Genomic DNA, 16,045 nt, shown 5'->3' on the forward strand with positions numbered 1-16,045 from the left:
TTAATCACCTCCCGAGTAAACGTTTATACCGATCAACAGGACTCTTAAGGTCTGCAACCTCATAATCATCTAAGGCATACCAAATGGCACTAAATGTATGGGGGTCGATGTTGAACTCATCCGATATAATTTCATCATTTTTATTTTTTTTATAAGTAAGTGGCTTTAATTCATAGATGGTATTTACACAAGCAGTCGAGCATATGATCCGTTTGAATCTCTTAACCTTTTTCGTATATTGTAGCCTGGAACCCTGAAACTTTTTTGCAGCTACCATATTAAATCCTTGTTGCCTATAAAATTCGATGGTCTTTGGTTCAGCGGCATCAGCTCTTATACGTTCACGAGTCTCTTTAAACTCCTCTATTTCTACCGCTGTTTTATCATCCGTCATCTTGTTTTTGTAATACTCATAATAGATGTACAGGTGTTTGCGTTGTTTATCGACTGCTACACGTACCAGAGCATTGTATGAATCCTCAAAACCAAAATCCATCCCGGCACGAAAAGTGAGAAATGGACGATTCTTCTTTATGAAATCCATTACTTCCTCATGAGCTATCACTTCAAATTGTGGCAAGACCTTAACTCCGTTAACTCCAAAGCGTCCCTTCCTCGCCACTCGGTGAAGATCAGGGTCATAATCCTTCATATCATCCAACTGGTTGATATAGCTTTCAGGCAAAAATAAATTATCATCCGCAGTAGAGTGATGATAATACGTGTCATTTATAATGATTGTCCGCCGCTTATATAACTCTTCGTCGTCAAGCACCAGCCGTTTATTCTGCTCATCTTTAAAAAAATGCTTAAAAGACCAGTTGTCAGTGCTCACTGGATTAGTAGAAAGAATCATATGAAGTTTTAAAGTAGGATGCCGTAAGCGTCCAAGAAGTTCTTTGAATCCAGCGTATTTTATTTCTGAACACTCTTCCAGCCACACGATAGAAATGTTGTTAATGGACTTCAACTTCTGTGGCTTGTCCATCCCCTTGAAAATGATCTTACTACCATTAGGAAAACGTAGTTGCATAGGAGAACTTAAGCATTTAATACGTCCATCTAATCCAAGGTCAATGACTAATTCTTCTAATAATGAAAAAGTAGAATCCCTATGTGTATCGTAAACTTCACGTACAACCAAAGCCGTCCTCTTTTCTTCCAATAACTTAAGAATCAATTTGAGAGCAACATGATAGCTTTTAGATGACCCATATCCTCCAACAAGAAACTGGAATTTTGTTGACCAATCAAACAGAAAATCTTCAAAGTGAGGATTGACCTCTTTTTCAATCATCGACTATCACCCTTGCTTTTCCTTTTGATAAGAATTTCAATCGGCTGGTCATCAGTCCTTGAAGAAATTTTATCAACCTCTGCCTTAGTTTTCTCTATACCTAAACGCATGCCTTCAAGTTTCAATCGGCGCTCATCACCTATATGAGCAAGCTCATCAAATTGCTTAATTAAGCTCCTTAGCTCACCCATCGCTCTGGATTGAGCATTCAGAAAATTAGCCTGGCGGTCCCAAGCAAATTGTATTTCGTATTTATCTGCTCCACTATCACCAAAACCAAATTGGCTTTGTTCTTTTGCCATATCATCTTTGTCTATAACAAACATGATTTTCTGGGCACGAATAATAGCTGTGTATTGAATCATGATTTGATCCCACAGCATATCAACTGGTGAACGCTCCTGTATTTCTTCCATAATCTCTAGTGATTCTTCGGGAAGATATTTAGAGAAAAATCCATGTGTAACGGCGTTCTGATTTTTTTTAGGGGCGCCCCCATTATTCCCTTTTGCGTTTATATTTCCCTTTGGAGCCCCACGTTTTTTTGTGTGCACACTTTTTTGAGGAGGTGCACCTTTATTTCTCACCCATCCATGTCGTTGTTTCCATGACTTGACGGTATTTATTGATACTTCATATTTCTCAGCAATATCTTTATATTTCATGCCTTTGATATAGTCTTTCTCAGCATTAACATGATTTTCAGCCATTTTACATCACCTGCCACCTCCTAAAATTGTGTTGTTTTGGGGCAAAGAAAAAAGCACTCACTATGAGCACTTGATTTTTCTAACAATTTCCAACATGGTATTATCTGCTTCTGCTAGTCCCTGATAAATAGATAATAAATTATCCTTAATCTCTTTATCTGTTTTACCAGAAGTTTTTATATTATCAATATAATTAATCATATTCCCAGCATAATATTGAACACTTTTTACCACTCTATAAAATTCAATTTCTATATGCCTCGCCTCTGTTAACATTTCTGATGCTGCTCGCTCTAAAGCTTTAGCATTTTTCAATATAATAGCTAAATTTAATTCCCAATTCATCGGACTTAAAGACTTCACTGGGTTGTATACATCAATCAATTTTGATAATAATTCAGTAAACACAAAGTTTGCTTTTTCGTATTTTTCTTGATTTTCTTTTCTTTTTTGAGAATCCAGTGTCCATTTAACACCCATAAGTGTGAGAAGACCCCCAATTATAGAACCTGTGAACCCTATAATAGCTGCTATTATTTCTTTTTCAAAAACATTCATTACCGTTAAGAGTGCATAAAAAATAATAAAGTTAATAATTACTACTGTAAACATTACTGCATATGGTAAGTAATCTATGTATCTTTTCATAATTTCCTCCTTTTTATCTAATTATACTAGAAAAGGAAGAAATAAAAACGCCACCGAAAGGTGACGTCCTAGCAATATTCCGTTCATAATCGGAGAGAGTTTTCTACTCCCCGTCCTGCCTTCCATTCTACACCGCCATTTTAATGGATTTCAACTTTTGCAGAAAGCTGTCTTTTTTGACTTTATTGGCGATATTGCCGATTATGTCATCTTTGACTTTTCTAATAGTATCTCTAGAAAATCCCAAATGATTTGCAATTGCTGTATACCTCATTCCTTCAATCATGCAATCATATACAACACACTGCTTTTCTTCTTCCAATAAATCCGTAGCTGTCTCTAAAAACTCTATAATCATTTCATACTTGATAAGCCTTCTTTCTCGTATATCCAATTGTCGTAATTCCGCCTGGCTAATGCCACCATTTCCTTTTGGTAAAGTTGCCTCTATTCCATAGGTTGCAGTTAGCTTCTGATGTCCGAAATGAGGTGTATTTAACAACCTATTCAATCTAGCAATTTCTCTTAGCATAAAATTATAATCACGGATCCATTCTATAACCTTTTGTTCAGCTTCCCAGTTTTTCATTTGCTGAGTCATCGAATAACCGACCTCCTGTTATGTTTTAAAGCTCCACCACTACGCCCCATTGTTGGTTTATATTTGCCCATTAACCCTTCCAATTCCCTATGACTGTATTCTTTAGCTTTTCGTGATGTTATTGACTTTATTCTCTCTTGATTCATCCCTTTGCCTCCCTGAATTCAACAAATTATTAACAAATTTACAATTATTTTTGATAAAGTAAGGATATATTTTTAAAAGGACGTGCTATTTATGATGAATTTTTTTCAAGATTCCAAGATTATTACTTTATTAATTTCCTGCTTATCATTAACGATTTCATTTTTAACTCTTTGGATAAATAGAAAAAGATTAGATATTACCATCGACTACAGTGGATTAGTAGACAGAATTGAAACGTTTGATAAAGAACCTGCTTTTCCTGATCAATCAACCTCTGCTCTAATAATCGTTAAAGCTCTAAATATGTCTCCAAAAGATATTGGTTTTTTTGACATTCAACTTTTAGATGCAAAGACTCTCCAGTTACTTCCAGGATTTTATAAATTAGCTATTCGCCCTGAATTGGAAGATAAAAAACTACTTTTGATTAACGACAGTGAAGGTACAGTCGCTCACTTTAATCCTCTAAACTCTAACTATGGGCTTATACCAGCCAACAGTATGAAAAGGTTCGAGACAGTGGTTTATCCGTACAGTCAAACTTTTATAGTAGACATTAAAGTAGCCATCAAAACATTTAAAAGAAATCCCTACGCTACAACAAGAAAAAATTATAAACATTATTCAAAAGTTATTACCCTTAGTGATAGTGAGTGGAGAACAATACAAGAATCGCAAAAATTAGCACAATAAATGAAAAAATAAATGTAATTACATCTAACATTATTAACACCTTCTTTATAAAGAATTTTAAAAAAGGGCACTAAATAAGCGATAGCTTACTCAGTGCCCTCCAGTTTTTGGTTGAGCAAATTATGAAGTTCTATTAAATCTTCCTTTTTACCGTGGTTTCTAATCTATCAACCTTCCCACCAAGCGTAACAATGACCGTCTCACCATAGTTGGGAAGATCATGTTTAATTAATTGGCCATCCTTTACTAGATACACCTTGTTGTTATCCATTAAATCTACTTCAGCAATCATTTTTAAATCGGCAGCTTCTTTCATTGTGATTCCTCCTAATGTGGTAAAATAAAGTATGTGGTTATAGAGAAATCTTGAATTCCTTGTTTGCAGACAGGGAATTTTTTATTTGTAAGTCAATCATGTGCACAGTTTTTATTCGAACTGTGCCGCTTTACATTTCATGTATTAACTCCAGCAGCACTTAAAGTGAGAAAGGATAGTGACTATGGAACTTAATAAAATCTATCAAGGACATTGCCCTGATGTTTTAAAACACTTTTAAAAAAAAGTGTAAATCTGAGTTAAATCCGGATTATATAAAGATGCTGAAAAGCGGTTAAACTATTAAATTTGTATCTAATAATAAATCACTAACTTTCGAATTTTTAAAAACAGTATATAATGTATATATCTTTTACTTTTAGGAGGATTTTTTTGAGTAAATTAGAATTTATCTCATCTATTATTAACTCAATAGCTTGGCCTATTGTTGTTCTCACAATTTCAATATTGCTAAGAAAACCCATAGTTAAAATCCTATATAATTTAACGAAGGTTACTTTTAATAATATAGAAATGGATTTTGAACAGAAACTCGATCAGTTGGAATCTAACTTGGAAGACAAGGGACTAACAGAGAACATTGATTATCCCGTTAACAAGAGGGATAAAGAAATTACTACTATTGCTCAAATCTCACCAACTGCCTCAATTACGATGGCGTGGTCAATGATTGAACAAGAAATAAATTCAACAATGGACAAGCTTGGTGAAGGGTCTAGTAATCCCACTCACAATATTAGATACCTTAAAGAAAATAATTTAATAGGTTTAGATACAGAACAAGCTCTTCATGAATTAAGAGTCTTAAGAAATAATGCTGTTCACGGGAAAGTCTCCGATGAAAGCGTTTCTTATTTTGAAGCCATAAAGTATTATGAACTAGCAATTAAAGTTACTATGATTCTCAAAAACATAAAGAAATAGGTGCCCGCTACTTAATATATTTTGTCCGGATTATTTATCCGGACTTTTTTAAATTAATATCCTTTTTTTTACTGCATAATATGTGTCCACTATTTACTTATTTCTTCGTTGAAGATACGTATCAAGATATTTCTCTAACAGTGGAGATCGTCCCATCCAACGTCCAGACCTCACATGATCCGGAGACCATCCTGGCATTTTTGGTAAAGGTGTATCAGCAGGTAATGAACCAATTTTCGTTGCTACTTTTAACAAAAGCTCTTTGTTGTACTTTCCCATGATGTCCTCACCCTTCTATTGCGAATGTAGCCTAAATCCAACTTAAGATACATTCGGATTGTTGAAATACCGCACTATCTATTCGAACAATTTATTATCCTTAAACACACTATAAATCCATAAAATGTAATATATTTAAGGTAATAAATATTAGGAGGTTTTCTTATATGGTTAATGTATTGCCTGTAGATGAACATGCTTGGAAAATAGAATGTATTCTTAGAACATTAGATATGAGAGATCTAGACGAAAAATGGTCTCATATATGTAGCTGGTTACAAATGGCCTCTAGCGTAGAACAAGTTAATTTAATTACAGAGAAATTTGATTCAAGTCTTGCTTTTTGTTCTTCAGCCCGTCACTTCGAAAATGAAAGAAGTGTTTTTTTATCAAATCTAGCAACAGAAATAACTACCTTTAACTTCATTTGGGGAGCATTTGAATCCTTGATTGAAACATTGGAACCGTTAATTGATGGTTGCGATATTGATAACCATGGTAAAGTCAATGCTGCTCGATACATAATTAGAAAAGAACATATTTCTAATTTTCCAGGATACAGAGAGTCACTTGAAGAGTTATTAGCATCTTACAAATCATTAATTAATAAAAAATTAAAATATTCTCATTTAAAATCTAATGAAAAAGGTATCTTTATTGTAAATGATGCTATGTTCCTTCTTTATGAGTAAAAACATAGAACTAACAAATCTATATTTATTCGATGAACTATATGATAAAGATTCTGTCTTTTTAATCCCCTTGCTAAGTAATGTTCACATTGAGGGTTATAAAAAACTTATAATTTAATATATTTCTGAATTTTAGAATTAGCTATCTATCATACATCCACATCCACCAAAATCAAATAAGTCCAATTGTTCTCCTCCCCTTTTGTACTCTTCTTTAAATTCACTTAGAGTAAAGGGGATTTTTTTGTATTTGGCGACTTTAAAGCCTTCTCTTCGATACAGGAGTACCCACACGCGGCTTTTTGGCCTTTGCGTTAGCATTCACCTTCCCGGCTTTTTTCTTAAGTATCTTGAGCTCATCAAGATCAATCCAACCATATTTGCTATCTAGGGTAAGAAGAGAAAGCTTATGCGGATATATCTTTTCGAATAGTTTCCTCTTAATCTTAAAACCTTCCGTTTCAACGCCTTTTACGTCAATAACTTCAATCGATCCATCGAGGTTATGAACCTCAAAATCTGCAACATATTCAATTTTACGAAAGGTTTTGCCGTTCTTCTTGAATGCTTCTTGCAGCTGGTACCGAGGCTGTAACCGGAAAAACAATATTTGTTTATGAAGTTGAGACCACTTAAGCTGCTCATAGTATTTCGCCTCAGCTTTACTATCAAATGTATGGTCATCCACTATTACCTTCTTGTTGCCATATTTACTGGTTGTCATTACTTCTCAGGCCCCTTTTCTTAAAGAATGAGAATACTCAATGACCTGATTCCCATAATCCACAATAGCTACTTCATAAGTGTTATAAAAATCACCAGCTGTATTAAACCGATCAAGTGCCCACTTTTCCTCATCTGACGTGTAACAGACCGTTTTCGATTGATTCTCCCCATCTAGCTTCCAGTAAATAATTGAGTATGGTGCTGGTCCATCAAAACCTAGTAAATTCATTTAAATCCCTGCCAATCTATGATTTAATATTTTTCTATCTCCCTGAATTACAACAGTGAAATCCTTACACATTTGATAAATACGGGTTCCAAGAGCTTCATCTACATCCACTATCTCGTCTACAATCAATTCAGAAGAAACAAGAATGGGCTTATGATTTAGATAGCGAAAATTAATCACTGCGTATAGCTGTTCCACCTGCCATTCTGTAGCTCTTGGCTTACCTTTAACTGGCTTGAACAAATCATCAATGAAAAGGACCTCAACTTGCTTCATACGTTCCAGTTTGGCTTCCAATTTATCAAAATCATCTTTTAAATCGTTGAAACCTTCCACATAAGGGAAATACAGAACGGGCACGTTCAGTTTCTTAATCAGATTATTTGATATGGCAGTTAGTAAATGGGTTTTCCCTGCTCCTGGCTGACCGAGAAGCGAAATACTATTGGCCCTCTCCTTGCGGATTTCTGCGAAACTCTGAAAATAAGCCAATGAACATTCATATGCATCAGATATAACTTGCGGTTTGTCTTCTCTAAGGAAATTTTGAAACCCAAGCTTCTTAAATTCGTTAGTAATCTCGCTTGCCCTCATAAGACGTTCAGCCTTTTTCTTCCGGATACAATCACATCTAATAGAAAATGTGGTATGCCATTCTTTTGCTTCTTCTGGACTACATACTTTACCAGCTAAATATTCAGATTCTAAAACCATACTTTCCGGTGTGAGCTTGGCTACTTCCTGACCTTCTATAAACCTCGTATCTACACACCACTTTGTTTTCTCATGGACCCGGTAAATAATAATCTGTTGGTCCTTACATTTGGGACAATCAGGCTTTTTTTCTTCCAATCCAGCCAGTTTGCCCTCCTGTAATGGAATCCTCCTTTGAAGTAGCTTTGACAGTGCTTCCTCTATCGACTTTGTTGCCATCGGTTATCCTCCTTTTCGCAAGATTCTGAGATTCTAGTTTTTTCTGATGTTTATCTAAAATAAAACCAGCACAATAAGATAAACTGTTAATCCGATCTCGGGTGTGTTTCGGCTTATACTGCTCAAAACATTCAGTGAGGTAAACTAAAGAATCGTTTATAGGGACACCACCATTTACGATTTCACGGGCAGCCTCTTCATCCTTTGGTGAAAAGTCAAAGCCGTAAGCTCTAAGTTGAATGAATCGATTTAAAAGAGATTGCGCTGCTAGTTCAGAAGTTTGTGATATTTCTCCCGCAAACATGGAATCATCCTCTGGACCGGTCGTAGGCACCCCGTCACTTTCTTCTGGCGTCGGCACGTTATCAACAACAGCAATTTCTTTATCATTCTTTACATTCTTGTTTATATCCGTAAGCTGTTTCTTCACTGTTTCCTCACTGTTACCCTCAAGTTCTTTTACTTGATACAAATCCCAATTTAATAGACTTATTAGTGTGTATTGCCTGTTACCCTTACCTCTATTTATCTTGATCATGGACTGCTTCTCTAACCAAGCCAAAATGGTAGAAATAGTTTTTGGGTTAGGTTCTTTAAAAACCGCTCCTTCATACCAGCCGATCTTATGAGCAATCGTTCTAACAGAAGTTAAGTGCTGCCCAGCTTTTATCGTTAAGAAGGTTCCGTCGTTCATAGGAATTTTTTTATCCTGATGATTGACTTGATATTTTAAGTATTGCCAAACCCTATGGTATAGAGGGGGCATCATCCAAATAGCACTGTCCAACTCTTTTCTAAAATCTTTGATGTATCCTTGCAAGATTCAACCCCCTCATCTTTTAAGATTTAATACAGATGGCAAAGCCATTTTTTATCGACTTAACCCTATATTCCGGATAACGCTTCATATATTGAAGGACCAGGTCTTTTAAATGTTCCTTGTCCTGGGCCTTCTTGAATATCCAAGAAGGCAGAAGGACATTGGTTTTATCTTCAATCTGACTCATTATTCAAATTCAATTTCTTGCTGATTCAAAATGGATGCTTTATCTTCCTTTGTTGTCTCTGATTGAGTCTCTTCCTCTACAGGAGCAATATCGATTATGGTAGATTCTTCTGCTTCATTGGTGATATCTTTGATTTCTGGTTCCTTTTCATCCTCAGCGACTGCCGTTTGCATTTCGATGGATAGGATTCCCCACTTACCTAGCATGTTTCTCAATACCGTTTTCATGGCCATAGCGTCATAATCTGAACGCCATACATTATTCAGAGACTTTTTATCTTTAGCTTTATTGTGCTTAATCCGATGAGCTTCAATTTCATCTCTGGTCCAATAAACCGTTTTTTCAAATCCATTTATTAGTTTGAAGTAACCACAATACCCAATGACCTTTTCGCTTGTGGCAGCCTCTAAATTGAGTTCAATTTCTTCCGTAAGTCGATTCCATTTAACAAGTTCACCTTCATGAACCGGAATTACATTGATCCCCTTATATTGACCCGTTCTCAGTGCTAATTGGATGTATCCTTTATAACCAAGCTGGAACTGAGCCGCCTTATGCCCCTTCTTACTGTCATAGAAAGGAACAATCCACGCATATCCTAAATTTTTATCAATGGGTAAATCAAGAGTCGCCGCGACCATCGCAGAAGAAACAATACTCATCGGTTCTGCTGCTTGAATATTTTGATCACCGTTGTATAAATTCAAGAGAGAAGATAAAAATTGAGGTGCCTTTTTATCCAAGACTTGTTCAAACTTCTTCTTCATAATAGGTGCACTCAAAAGCGATTTAAGTCCAAGAGATTGAGCAGCAACCTGTTTGGATGCATCTTGTTGTTTATTTGATAACTGATTTTTTAATGCTGAATTTGTAGCCATTATTTAATCTCCTTTACGGCAAATTTTCTGAAGCTGGTTTCTTTTAATACTTCACGGTAAATATCCGGAAACTTTTCTTTCAAAGCAGTGGAATCTACTCTGTTTTGCGATTGATTTTTCCAAGAGACTAAGAAACTATCAACTAGGCCCGTTTCAGCATCTTTTAATTCAGACTTGATTTTGTTCTCAATTTCCTTCTTAGCAGTAGTAATGAGTTTTTCATCGGTTTTGATTTTTTTATACTGGGCCAAGTAGTCCTTATATTCACCAGGAAGAATAATTTCTTTATCCTTTTCAGCCCGGTCATATTTTTCTTTTAAGTACTTTTCTGCTGCACTAGATCCATCTAATTCTGGAGGATTTCCTTGGACCACGTGGTACTCCCAAAAATGCTTTTCCGCTTCAAAAATGATGTTTATCAGCTCTTCATCCCGTTCGACTTCTTTCCAGATAAACTTATTACCGCCGATTAGAACCGCTATATAACCTCTATCCTTGCCTGTAACACCTAGATAGTGTTGAACCTGTACTAAATATGTTTCCGGGACTTCATCTGCTTCCCACTCTTTTACAAGAAAAGCACCTGCCGTCTTGCATTCTAATAGAGCTGATTCTCCAACCACTAAGCGATCCACATTTGCCTTAATAAAGGGGTATTTAGGATGGCTATACATAAAATTAGTGCGGCGAACCTTCTTATCCGTTCGCTTCTCAAATTCCTTCGCAACAACATTTTCCATTTCGTTTCCCCAATAAATCGCTTCATTATCAATTTCTTGTGGTGTTACCTGTCCGGTTTTCTCCAACCACAATTCAAAGGATGTACGGTATTTATTTAGTCCAAGAATGATTCCAGCATCAGAACCACCAATTCCTTTTGTGCGCTCTTCTAGCCATTGGTTCCGGCTCATATCACGAGTAGAAATTGCATTCATATTCATTGACATAAAAGATCCTCCCTTTACCGCCAGTGCAAAATGTAGTACACTAGCATTAATTAAATTTGTTCAAACTCACTAACTCCTGCTGTGAACAGGGGTTATTTTTATGCCGTTTTAAATTCAAAACCATAAACTTCACTCATATAATCCTGCAAATTTTCCTGCATAACTATTTCACCATTTTGAGGATCTTCGAAATAATCGTCCCCAGGCCATACCTCATTCCCAAAATAATCAACACCAATAGCTTCTTCTGAGCCAACTGCATATGGATAGCCTGTTCGTTCAATTTGAGTAACCAGTGGATGATCCATTCTATTCCTCCTCATTGCTCATTTTTTGTTCATTTACCAATCTACTTTCAGTTAGAAAACTACCAATTACCATACCCAGTAAAAATACTCCTGCTATAAAATAGACTAAATTCATAGATTCCGCACCACCATCTCAATATGGACACCCTCTGAGCTCAACCTACTTACCAGAGCTTCCATCTGGTCCTTTTGGATTTTTTTCTCTTGAAATTTTTCTAACTTACGGACTGTATTTTGTATCTGATAAATGTCTAATTTCGCTTTTTCCAAATCACCTTCTGAAATGGCATCGCCAATTTCATTCAAAAGAGTCCAAGATTTGCGGTACTCTATTTGTACTTGTTGAAAGTCTTTAGCTAAAAACAAATCCTGATTCAATGTTCAACCCTCCCTAATGACCGAGATCGTTCTGCAAAAAACTCCTCTTTCCTTATGGTTTCAAAGTGTGTAACAGACTGGATAATGACACGATCTGCAAGTGCTTCCTGTGTCCAGTTTCTGACGACCTGCTCCATATTCAGATTCCAGTTCTGTCGCATCGATGAAAGAGTCGATTCGGTTGCCTGTTGTAAATCAAGAACCTCTTCGGCCATCCTTATAATGTCCTCACCAAACCTCGAACCCACTTGATCACCAGGCCTTATATTCTTACTCAGTGTTAAAAGCGAGTTCGCTGCGGCTATTGCACCTGTTGCTTGCTGAATTAAGTTATTCAATTGATCAGGGACGGAGTTAAGCAAGCGAGGATCCGTTGCTGGTAAACCCATATTGTAAATATGCTTAATTTTTGCCAGTGCGGTATGATCTTTAACCAAACGGCACCAATCAGTAGCTAATTCAAATGGTGGTTGAGAATAACCTGCTTCAATATTAGTCAACCTTGCCACAGTGATTCCCAACATTTCAGCCACATAGCGTTTTGTCCGATGTTCCTCTTGACATGCACGCTCCCTAGCTATTCGCAAGATGTCTCCTATCTGTGATGATGAATACAAACACACCCTTTTAACAGTGTTCTCCAATTTGTTCCCCTCCTACATTTTGATTAAGAATAGTAAAATTAAATTAAAGTTAAGAGACTTTACGAGGTATCCAGTTTTCAATATAACTGATTGCAGATTGGAGCTCTTTTCTCTTAACGTCTTTATAACTAGCAACGCCGAAACGGTCTTTGATTTCGCGATAGAGTTCTTTAAAAAGCTTGGCAGCTTCTTTCTTATCTTTCGTAAATTCATAGACCCGGTATGCTACACCTTTTTGAAGACGCCGTTGTTCACCATGATCTAAGGTGATTTGCTGTTCAACTTTCTTTTCAAGTTCCAATAATTTGTTTGAATGCTCGGAAGCAACTAACTTTAACTCTTCAGTCTCCTCGGCTGTTATGGCCGATAGTTTCATGAGGGCTACTAAAGATTGTTTATCGTTAAGAGCAACAACCTTTTCACTTGAGTAACTTCCTAATTGCCGAATCGAAGGAAGAACTTCATGGGTAACCCACCTTTTAAAGGCCTTTGCTTCTGGCTTCTTACTACCAAGGATTAGAGAATAAAGTCCTGGCTCGTTAACAAGTGTTACATTTTGTTTTCCGCCAAGGGTGTCGATTGAATCTACTGCCTTTTCATCTTCGTCCAGACGAGAAACTGCATCCCGACTATTCTTAATTACAAGAATTCCACATACATCTTTTGCTACGAACCATGGTAGAGTATTTTTAATGACTGTACGTATCTTTTGCTCTTGGTAGTTAAATACTTTTTGTAATTGACTCATTAAATAGCCTCCCTGCTAAAATAATCAGTGTTGTCTTCAACCCATCGAGTGTTTCGGTCAATCCATTTGAATAATAAATGTGTTGGGATTAAAATTCCTGCTTCCCTCATAACCGGGAAATCAGAACGATTAATCAATTCAGAAGCTTTAGTTTCACCGATACTGAATAATTGCATGAATTGCTTCCTGGTAAGCATTGGAGGCAACTGATTTTGTCGAATAACATCAGCAACAGCATTTTTGATTTCCTCACGAAGCATTTCACGGAAATTATCATCAGCAAAATCAAGGTTTACTTGAATCATTCGTATTTCTCCTTTCCTTTTAATTATTGATAATTATTAGGCTGTACATGAATTTTGTTGCGAATCGCGACAATTATTTTCAAAAAAAAGCGTCCATTCAAACCCTATAGCATTAGCAATTTCTTTAGCTACTTTTACACTTGGACTCCTCACTCCCGATTCAATTTGTGTGTAATACGGACGTCTAATTTGAGCAATTACAGCAACTTCCTCTTGAGTTAATTTAGCTTTATTCCTTTTATCAAGGAGCCATGTTCTCTGTTCCATTAGAACACCTCTTTCTTGTAGCGTTTCGCCACTTTATAATATAAATATACAGTAGCGTTTTGCTACAGTCAACATAAATTTGTAACTTTTCGCTACAAATATTTATTGTAGCTTTTTGCTACAGTATAATTAAGGCAATTGAAAAGAAAAGAGGATTAATATGCTGGGCGATAGATTAAAAAAACTTAGAGCAACGCGTGGTCTGTCACAAGAACAGCTATCGAAGCACCTTGGATTAAGCAGAGGTACTTACGCACATTACGAAATAAATAAAAGGCAACCTGACTACGATACCTTAAAAAAACTTTCCGTCTTTTTTGATGTATCAACTGATTATTTAATTGATGGTAAGGAACATACCTCAAAAATTTCTGTTGCTGGGCAAGATATTCCACTAACAGAGGAGGAATATAAAGTTTTTAAAGAATTGAAGAAGCATCCTATTCTCTTTCACGATCTGGCCACTAATCCAGAGAAAAAAATCAAAGAGTTGATTAAGCTGCAAAAGATGAAAAAGCTATTTCTTGATGAAGGCGAAGAAAATCCAGGCAATGGTTTTGGAGATATCGAGGATTAAATAAGCACGACGTTAAATGTCGTGTTTATTTTTAACATAGATACAGTTCATTCAGACTATATATTTCACACCAAAGGTTGTTATTGGCATGCATCTTAGGGAATTAGAACCAACATCGGATTCTTGGGAATCCCGCGCAAATAAGGTACTTTCGCACTTCTCATACAACGAACCAGATGAGATTGATCTCTATGATATTTGTTGGCGTTATGGAATTAAAGTTAAACCTCTTGATCCAAATTACGTTCCTGAAACTGAATATTTCGAAGGTATTAAAAACTTAAAAGCCTGTTCAATTCCTAAAGATAAAGGAAGAAGAGGAACTATCTATCTTCACCCTGATTTAGAGACAGTTGAAAAGAAATTGATTTTAACCGAGGAATTTTGTCATTTGTATTCTCACCATATTTCCCAATTAAGCGCTAATTCAATTGTTCTAGCAAAAACCGAGAATCAAGCTAAACGTATGGCAGCCTATTTATTAATGCCGAAAAAATTCTTAGTAAATGTATTTAATTCGGCTCTTGATCAGCCGGTATTGATTTCTGACATTGCTGATTATTTTGTGGTTACTGAGGAATTTGCACAGTATAGATTAGAGCTAGTTTATAAACGTAAAGTGGATGCTCTGATCAACCACAAAGGTATTTTAGGAAGTTTAGAATACTTGGACTAATATATATTTTTTAAGGATTTTATAACTTTTTTGAAAAGAAGGTAAATTATTATGGTTGTTTTCGGATATATTCGGTGCATTGGAAAGTCTATGTCTTTATTTCTTTTTGTTTCTTTTTTGGTATTAGCAGTTTCTGGTTGTAGTGATAGCAACAAATCTATTAAAGAAGAATCAAGCGAACCAATTCTTAATACTAAAATAAATAAAAATGCTACCATCTCTAAAGATGAATTAAAACAAATTCAAATTGGTGATTCTTATAAAAAAGTGCTTGGAATATTAGGAGAGCCCAACGAGGTAGATACTGTAGGATTCATGTGGAATTATACAGGCAACTCTTCTCAAGATTCCTATGGGATTATATCCTATGACTTTGAAAACAAAGTAGAATCCATAGAACAATTTGGAATTACATCTTCAGATACAACTCTTTTAGATGACAGTGGAATAAACAATTATGATAACCCTAAAAAGTCTACCGGTGTTTATAAAGATTTGGAAGATTTGGATACTGAAGAGCCAACGAATAAAGATTATATCTATGATGTCGAGTCCGCTATCGAAGATGCACTAGGAGAAACCGTTGATTGGAATGATAAGTCAAAAGAAGTTGTTAAAGAAATCGAAATCAATGATAACCTTGGTAAAAATGACGGGAGTAAATTAATTCTTGTTCACTTAAATGCTCCAGTAAAAGCTACTAATAATTTTATCAAGAAAAAAGTAAATGAACAGACTTTAGAAATTGCGAAATCAATTAAAGATGATTCATCTATTGATTTCACCGTTGATAGCATTACTTACTTTTGGTATCTGCCACTTACAGATAGTAATGGGAAGACCAAGAGCAGTAAAGCTTATAAAATATCTTTAGAGAAAGATACATTAGAAAATATCAACTATGAAGATTTAGATAGTGTAGATTTACCAGCGATAGCTGATCAATACAATGTTTTGTTTAAAGAATAAGTTTAGCCCTTTAGTGGGCTTTTCTTTCAAACTAAAATAGAACATATATTCGTTTATTAAAAATCATATTCTCTCCTACTGTCCTATTAACAACAACAGTAATACATTCTTAATCATTCTTAACA

Annotated in this window: 26 protein-coding genes; 6 read left to right on the plus strand and 20 right to left on the minus strand. The window is 35.6% G+C overall.

All coding sequences use genetic code 11. The features are described 5' to 3' along the window. Positions 1 to 4: 4 nt before the first annotated feature. From ACQKIC_RS16485 to ACQKIC_RS16505, 5 genes are all read right to left on the minus strand, one after another. A complete protein-coding gene (locus tag ACQKIC_RS16485) occupies positions 5 to 1,297 on the minus strand; it encodes a PBSX family phage terminase large subunit (RefSeq protein ID WP_427591941.1) in 1,293 nt (430 codons plus the stop codon). Continuing rightward, positions 1,294 to 2,007, minus strand: a complete 714-nt coding sequence (terS, locus tag ACQKIC_RS16490) for a phage terminase small subunit (RefSeq protein ID WP_427591940.1) — start codon at positions 2,005 to 2,007, stop codon at positions 1,294 to 1,296. Before terS ends, ACQKIC_RS16485 begins: the two co-directional genes overlap by 4 nt. Before the next feature lie 60 nt (positions 2,008 to 2,067). Further along, on the minus strand, positions 2,068 to 2,655 hold the full coding sequence (locus tag ACQKIC_RS16495) for a hypothetical protein (RefSeq protein ID WP_427591939.1): 588 nt from the start codon (positions 2,653 to 2,655) through the stop codon (positions 2,068 to 2,070). Positions 2,656 to 2,782: 127 nt separating this feature from the next. Continuing rightward, positions 2,783 to 3,256: a hypothetical protein gene (locus ACQKIC_RS16500; protein ID WP_427591938.1), complete on the minus strand. Its 474-nt coding sequence runs from the start codon at positions 3,254 to 3,256 to the stop codon at positions 2,783 to 2,785. Next, positions 3,253 to 3,402, minus strand: coding sequence for a hypothetical protein (locus tag ACQKIC_RS16505; RefSeq protein ID WP_427591937.1), 150 nt, complete (start codon positions 3,400 to 3,402; stop codon positions 3,253 to 3,255). Before ACQKIC_RS16505 ends, ACQKIC_RS16500 begins: the two co-directional genes overlap by 4 nt. Before the next feature lie 94 nt (positions 3,403 to 3,496). On the opposite strand from ACQKIC_RS16505, the gene ACQKIC_RS16510 reads away from it, so the two are divergent. After that, positions 3,497 to 4,096: a hypothetical protein gene (locus tag ACQKIC_RS16510; RefSeq protein WP_427668702.1), complete on the plus strand. Its 600-nt coding sequence runs from the start codon at positions 3,497 to 3,499 to the stop codon at positions 4,094 to 4,096. A 133-nt stretch (positions 4,097 to 4,229) separates the two neighbouring features. On the opposite strand, the gene ACQKIC_RS16515 is transcribed toward ACQKIC_RS16510, so the two are convergent. Further along, positions 4,230 to 4,412 (minus strand): DUF3954 domain-containing protein, encoded by a 183-nt coding sequence (locus ACQKIC_RS16515; protein ID WP_427591935.1) that lies wholly within the window; start codon positions 4,410 to 4,412, stop codon positions 4,230 to 4,232. 393 nt (positions 4,413 to 4,805) lie between these two features. On the opposite strand from ACQKIC_RS16515, the gene ACQKIC_RS16520 reads away from it, so the two are divergent. Then, complete coding sequence (locus ACQKIC_RS16520) at positions 4,806 to 5,357, plus strand: DUF4145 domain-containing protein (RefSeq protein WP_427591934.1); 552 nt, start codon at positions 4,806 to 4,808, stop codon at positions 5,355 to 5,357. A 93-nt stretch (positions 5,358 to 5,450) separates the two neighbouring features. Here ACQKIC_RS16520 and ACQKIC_RS16525 read toward each other — a convergent pair whose 3' ends face one another. Continuing rightward, positions 5,451 to 5,636 carry a hypothetical protein gene (locus ACQKIC_RS16525; RefSeq protein WP_427591933.1) on the minus strand — a complete coding sequence of 62 codons (186 nt, stop codon included), beginning with the start codon at positions 5,634 to 5,636 and terminating at the stop codon, positions 5,451 to 5,453. Positions 5,637 to 5,803: 167 nt separating this feature from the next. Between ACQKIC_RS16525 and ACQKIC_RS16530 the strand changes: the two genes are divergently transcribed. Next, complete coding sequence (locus tag ACQKIC_RS16530) at positions 5,804 to 6,328, plus strand: hypothetical protein (RefSeq protein ID WP_427591932.1); 525 nt, start codon at positions 5,804 to 5,806, stop codon at positions 6,326 to 6,328. 259 nt (positions 6,329 to 6,587) lie between these two features. On the opposite strand, the gene ACQKIC_RS16535 is transcribed toward ACQKIC_RS16530, so the two are convergent. The 13 genes from ACQKIC_RS16535 to ACQKIC_RS16595 form a co-directional block, all read right to left on the minus strand. Then, positions 6,588 to 7,052, minus strand: a complete 465-nt coding sequence (locus ACQKIC_RS16535; protein WP_427591931.1) for a DUF1064 domain-containing protein — start codon at positions 7,050 to 7,052, stop codon at positions 6,588 to 6,590. Between the two features lie 6 nt (positions 7,053 to 7,058). After that, positions 7,059 to 7,283, minus strand: coding sequence for a hypothetical protein (locus ACQKIC_RS16540; RefSeq protein ID WP_427591930.1), 225 nt, complete (start codon positions 7,281 to 7,283; stop codon positions 7,059 to 7,061). After that, positions 7,284 to 8,216 carry an ATP-binding protein gene (locus tag ACQKIC_RS16545; RefSeq protein WP_427591929.1) on the minus strand — a complete coding sequence of 311 codons (933 nt, stop codon included), beginning with the start codon at positions 8,214 to 8,216 and terminating at the stop codon, positions 7,284 to 7,286. Then, a complete protein-coding gene (locus ACQKIC_RS16550; protein ID WP_427591928.1) occupies positions 8,116 to 9,036 on the minus strand; it encodes a hypothetical protein in 921 nt (306 codons plus the stop codon). The genes ACQKIC_RS16545 and ACQKIC_RS16550 overlap by 101 nt, the downstream gene beginning before the upstream one ends. Positions 9,037 to 9,055: 19 nt before the next feature. Further along, positions 9,056 to 9,223 carry a hypothetical protein gene (locus ACQKIC_RS16555; RefSeq protein WP_427668704.1) on the minus strand — a complete coding sequence of 56 codons (168 nt, stop codon included), beginning with the start codon at positions 9,221 to 9,223 and terminating at the stop codon, positions 9,056 to 9,058. Continuing rightward, complete coding sequence (locus ACQKIC_RS16560) at positions 9,223 to 10,101, minus strand: recombinase RecT (protein WP_427591927.1); 879 nt, start codon at positions 10,099 to 10,101, stop codon at positions 9,223 to 9,225. The genes ACQKIC_RS16555 and ACQKIC_RS16560 overlap by 1 nt, the downstream gene beginning before the upstream one ends. Beyond that, positions 10,101 to 11,042, minus strand: coding sequence for a YqaJ viral recombinase family protein (locus ACQKIC_RS16565; protein ID WP_427592011.1), 942 nt, complete (start codon positions 11,040 to 11,042; stop codon positions 10,101 to 10,103). The genes ACQKIC_RS16560 and ACQKIC_RS16565 overlap by 1 nt, the downstream gene beginning before the upstream one ends. A 104-nt stretch (positions 11,043 to 11,146) precedes the next feature. After that, positions 11,147 to 11,356, minus strand: coding sequence for a YqaI family protein (locus tag ACQKIC_RS16570; RefSeq protein WP_427591926.1), 210 nt, complete (start codon positions 11,354 to 11,356; stop codon positions 11,147 to 11,149). 111 nt (positions 11,357 to 11,467) lie between these two features. Next, entirely contained in the window at positions 11,468 to 11,734 is a 267-nt protein-coding gene (locus tag ACQKIC_RS16575) for a hypothetical protein (protein WP_427591925.1), read from the minus strand. Further along, positions 11,731 to 12,378 (minus strand): helix-turn-helix domain-containing protein, encoded by a 648-nt coding sequence (locus ACQKIC_RS16580; RefSeq protein ID WP_427591924.1) that lies wholly within the window; start codon positions 12,376 to 12,378, stop codon positions 11,731 to 11,733. Before ACQKIC_RS16580 ends, ACQKIC_RS16575 begins: the two co-directional genes overlap by 4 nt. Positions 12,379 to 12,427: 49 nt before the next feature. Further along, positions 12,428 to 13,126 (minus strand): BRO family protein, encoded by a 699-nt coding sequence (locus ACQKIC_RS16585; RefSeq protein WP_427591923.1) that lies wholly within the window; start codon positions 13,124 to 13,126, stop codon positions 12,428 to 12,430. After that, positions 13,126 to 13,431 (minus strand): DNA-binding protein, encoded by a 306-nt coding sequence (locus tag ACQKIC_RS16590; protein WP_427591922.1) that lies wholly within the window; start codon positions 13,429 to 13,431, stop codon positions 13,126 to 13,128. Before ACQKIC_RS16590 ends, ACQKIC_RS16585 begins: the two co-directional genes overlap by 1 nt. A 36-nt stretch (positions 13,432 to 13,467) precedes the next feature. Continuing rightward, positions 13,468 to 13,698 carry a helix-turn-helix transcriptional regulator gene (locus ACQKIC_RS16595; RefSeq protein WP_427591921.1) on the minus strand — a complete coding sequence of 77 codons (231 nt, stop codon included), beginning with the start codon at positions 13,696 to 13,698 and terminating at the stop codon, positions 13,468 to 13,470. 160 nt (positions 13,699 to 13,858) lie between these two features. On the opposite strand from ACQKIC_RS16595, the gene ACQKIC_RS16600 reads away from it, so the two are divergent. The 3 genes from ACQKIC_RS16600 (at position 13,859) to ACQKIC_RS16610 (ending at position 15,920) form a co-directional block, all read left to right on the plus strand. Next, entirely contained in the window at positions 13,859 to 14,275 is a 417-nt protein-coding gene (locus tag ACQKIC_RS16600) for a helix-turn-helix domain-containing protein (RefSeq protein ID WP_427591920.1), read from the plus strand. Between the two features lie 88 nt (positions 14,276 to 14,363). After that, entirely contained in the window at positions 14,364 to 14,951 is a 588-nt protein-coding gene (locus tag ACQKIC_RS16605) for an ImmA/IrrE family metallo-endopeptidase (RefSeq protein WP_427591919.1), read from the plus strand. 51 nt (positions 14,952 to 15,002) lie between these two features. Further along, complete coding sequence (locus tag ACQKIC_RS16610) at positions 15,003 to 15,920, plus strand: hypothetical protein (RefSeq protein WP_427591918.1); 918 nt, start codon at positions 15,003 to 15,005, stop codon at positions 15,918 to 15,920. The last annotated feature ends 125 nt before the right edge of the window (positions 15,921 to 16,045 follow it).

This window comes from Peribacillus sp. NPDC046944, assembly GCF_050272735.1.
In the GTDB taxonomy this organism is placed as follows: Bacteria; Bacillota; Bacilli; order Bacillales; family DSM-1321; genus Peribacillus.

Bases quoted from the DNA above. Each gene is read 5' to 3' on its own strand.
- ACQKIC_RS16485 (WP_427591941.1), bottom strand. From the start codon at position 1,297: ATGATTGAAAAAGAGGTCAATCCTCACTTTGAAGATTTTCTGTTTGAT.
- terS (WP_427591940.1), bottom strand. From the start codon at position 2,007: ATGGCTGAAAATCATGTTAATGCTGAGAAAGACTATATCAAAGGCATG.
- ACQKIC_RS16495 (WP_427591939.1), bottom strand. From the start codon at position 2,655: ATGAAAAGATACATAGATTACTTACCATATGCAGTAATGTTTACAGTA.
- ACQKIC_RS16500 (WP_427591938.1), bottom strand. From the start codon at position 3,256: ATGACTCAGCAAATGAAAAACTGGGAAGCTGAACAAAAGGTTATAGAA.
- ACQKIC_RS16505 (WP_427591937.1), bottom strand. From the start codon at position 3,402: ATGAATCAAGAGAGAATAAAGTCAATAACATCACGAAAAGCTAAAGAA.
- ACQKIC_RS16510 (WP_427668702.1), top strand. From the start codon at position 3,497: ATGAATTTTTTTCAAGATTCCAAGATTATTACTTTATTAATTTCCTGC.
- ACQKIC_RS16515 (WP_427591935.1), bottom strand. From the start codon at position 4,412: ATGAAAGAAGCTGCCGATTTAAAAATGATTGCTGAAGTAGATTTAATG.
- ACQKIC_RS16525 (WP_427591933.1), bottom strand. From the start codon at position 5,636: ATGGGAAAGTACAACAAAGAGCTTTTGTTAAAAGTAGCAACGAAAATT.
- ACQKIC_RS16530 (WP_427591932.1), top strand. From the start codon at position 5,804: ATGGTTAATGTATTGCCTGTAGATGAACATGCTTGGAAAATAGAATGT.
- ACQKIC_RS16535 (WP_427591931.1), bottom strand. From the start codon at position 7,052: ATGACAACCAGTAAATATGGCAACAAGAAGGTAATAGTGGATGACCAT.
- ACQKIC_RS16540 (WP_427591930.1), bottom strand. From the start codon at position 7,283: ATGAATTTACTAGGTTTTGATGGACCAGCACCATACTCAATTATTTAC.
- ACQKIC_RS16545 (WP_427591929.1), bottom strand. From the start codon at position 8,216: ATGGCAACAAAGTCGATAGAGGAAGCACTGTCAAAGCTACTTCAAAGG.
- ACQKIC_RS16555 (WP_427668704.1), bottom strand. From the start codon at position 9,223: ATGAGTCAGATTGAAGATAAAACCAATGTCCTTCTGCCTTCTTGGATA.
- ACQKIC_RS16560 (WP_427591927.1), bottom strand. From the start codon at position 10,101: ATGGCTACAAATTCAGCATTAAAAAATCAGTTATCAAATAAACAACAA.
- ACQKIC_RS16565 (WP_427592011.1), bottom strand. From the start codon at position 11,042: ATGAATATGAATGCAATTTCTACTCGTGATATGAGCCGGAACCAATGG.
- ACQKIC_RS16570 (WP_427591926.1), bottom strand. From the start codon at position 11,356: ATGGATCATCCACTGGTTACTCAAATTGAACGAACAGGCTATCCATAT.
- ACQKIC_RS16585 (WP_427591923.1), bottom strand. From the start codon at position 13,126: ATGAGTCAATTACAAAAAGTATTTAACTACCAAGAGCAAAAGATACGT.
- ACQKIC_RS16590 (WP_427591922.1), bottom strand. From the start codon at position 13,431: ATGATTCAAGTAAACCTTGATTTTGCTGATGATAATTTCCGTGAAATG.
- ACQKIC_RS16595 (WP_427591921.1), bottom strand. From the start codon at position 13,698: ATGGAACAGAGAACATGGCTCCTTGATAAAAGGAATAAAGCTAAATTA.
- ACQKIC_RS16600 (WP_427591920.1), top strand. From the start codon at position 13,859: ATGCTGGGCGATAGATTAAAAAAACTTAGAGCAACGCGTGGTCTGTCA.
- ACQKIC_RS16605 (WP_427591919.1), top strand. From the start codon at position 14,364: ATGCATCTTAGGGAATTAGAACCAACATCGGATTCTTGGGAATCCCGC.
- ACQKIC_RS16610 (WP_427591918.1), top strand. From the start codon at position 15,003: ATGGTTGTTTTCGGATATATTCGGTGCATTGGAAAGTCTATGTCTTTA.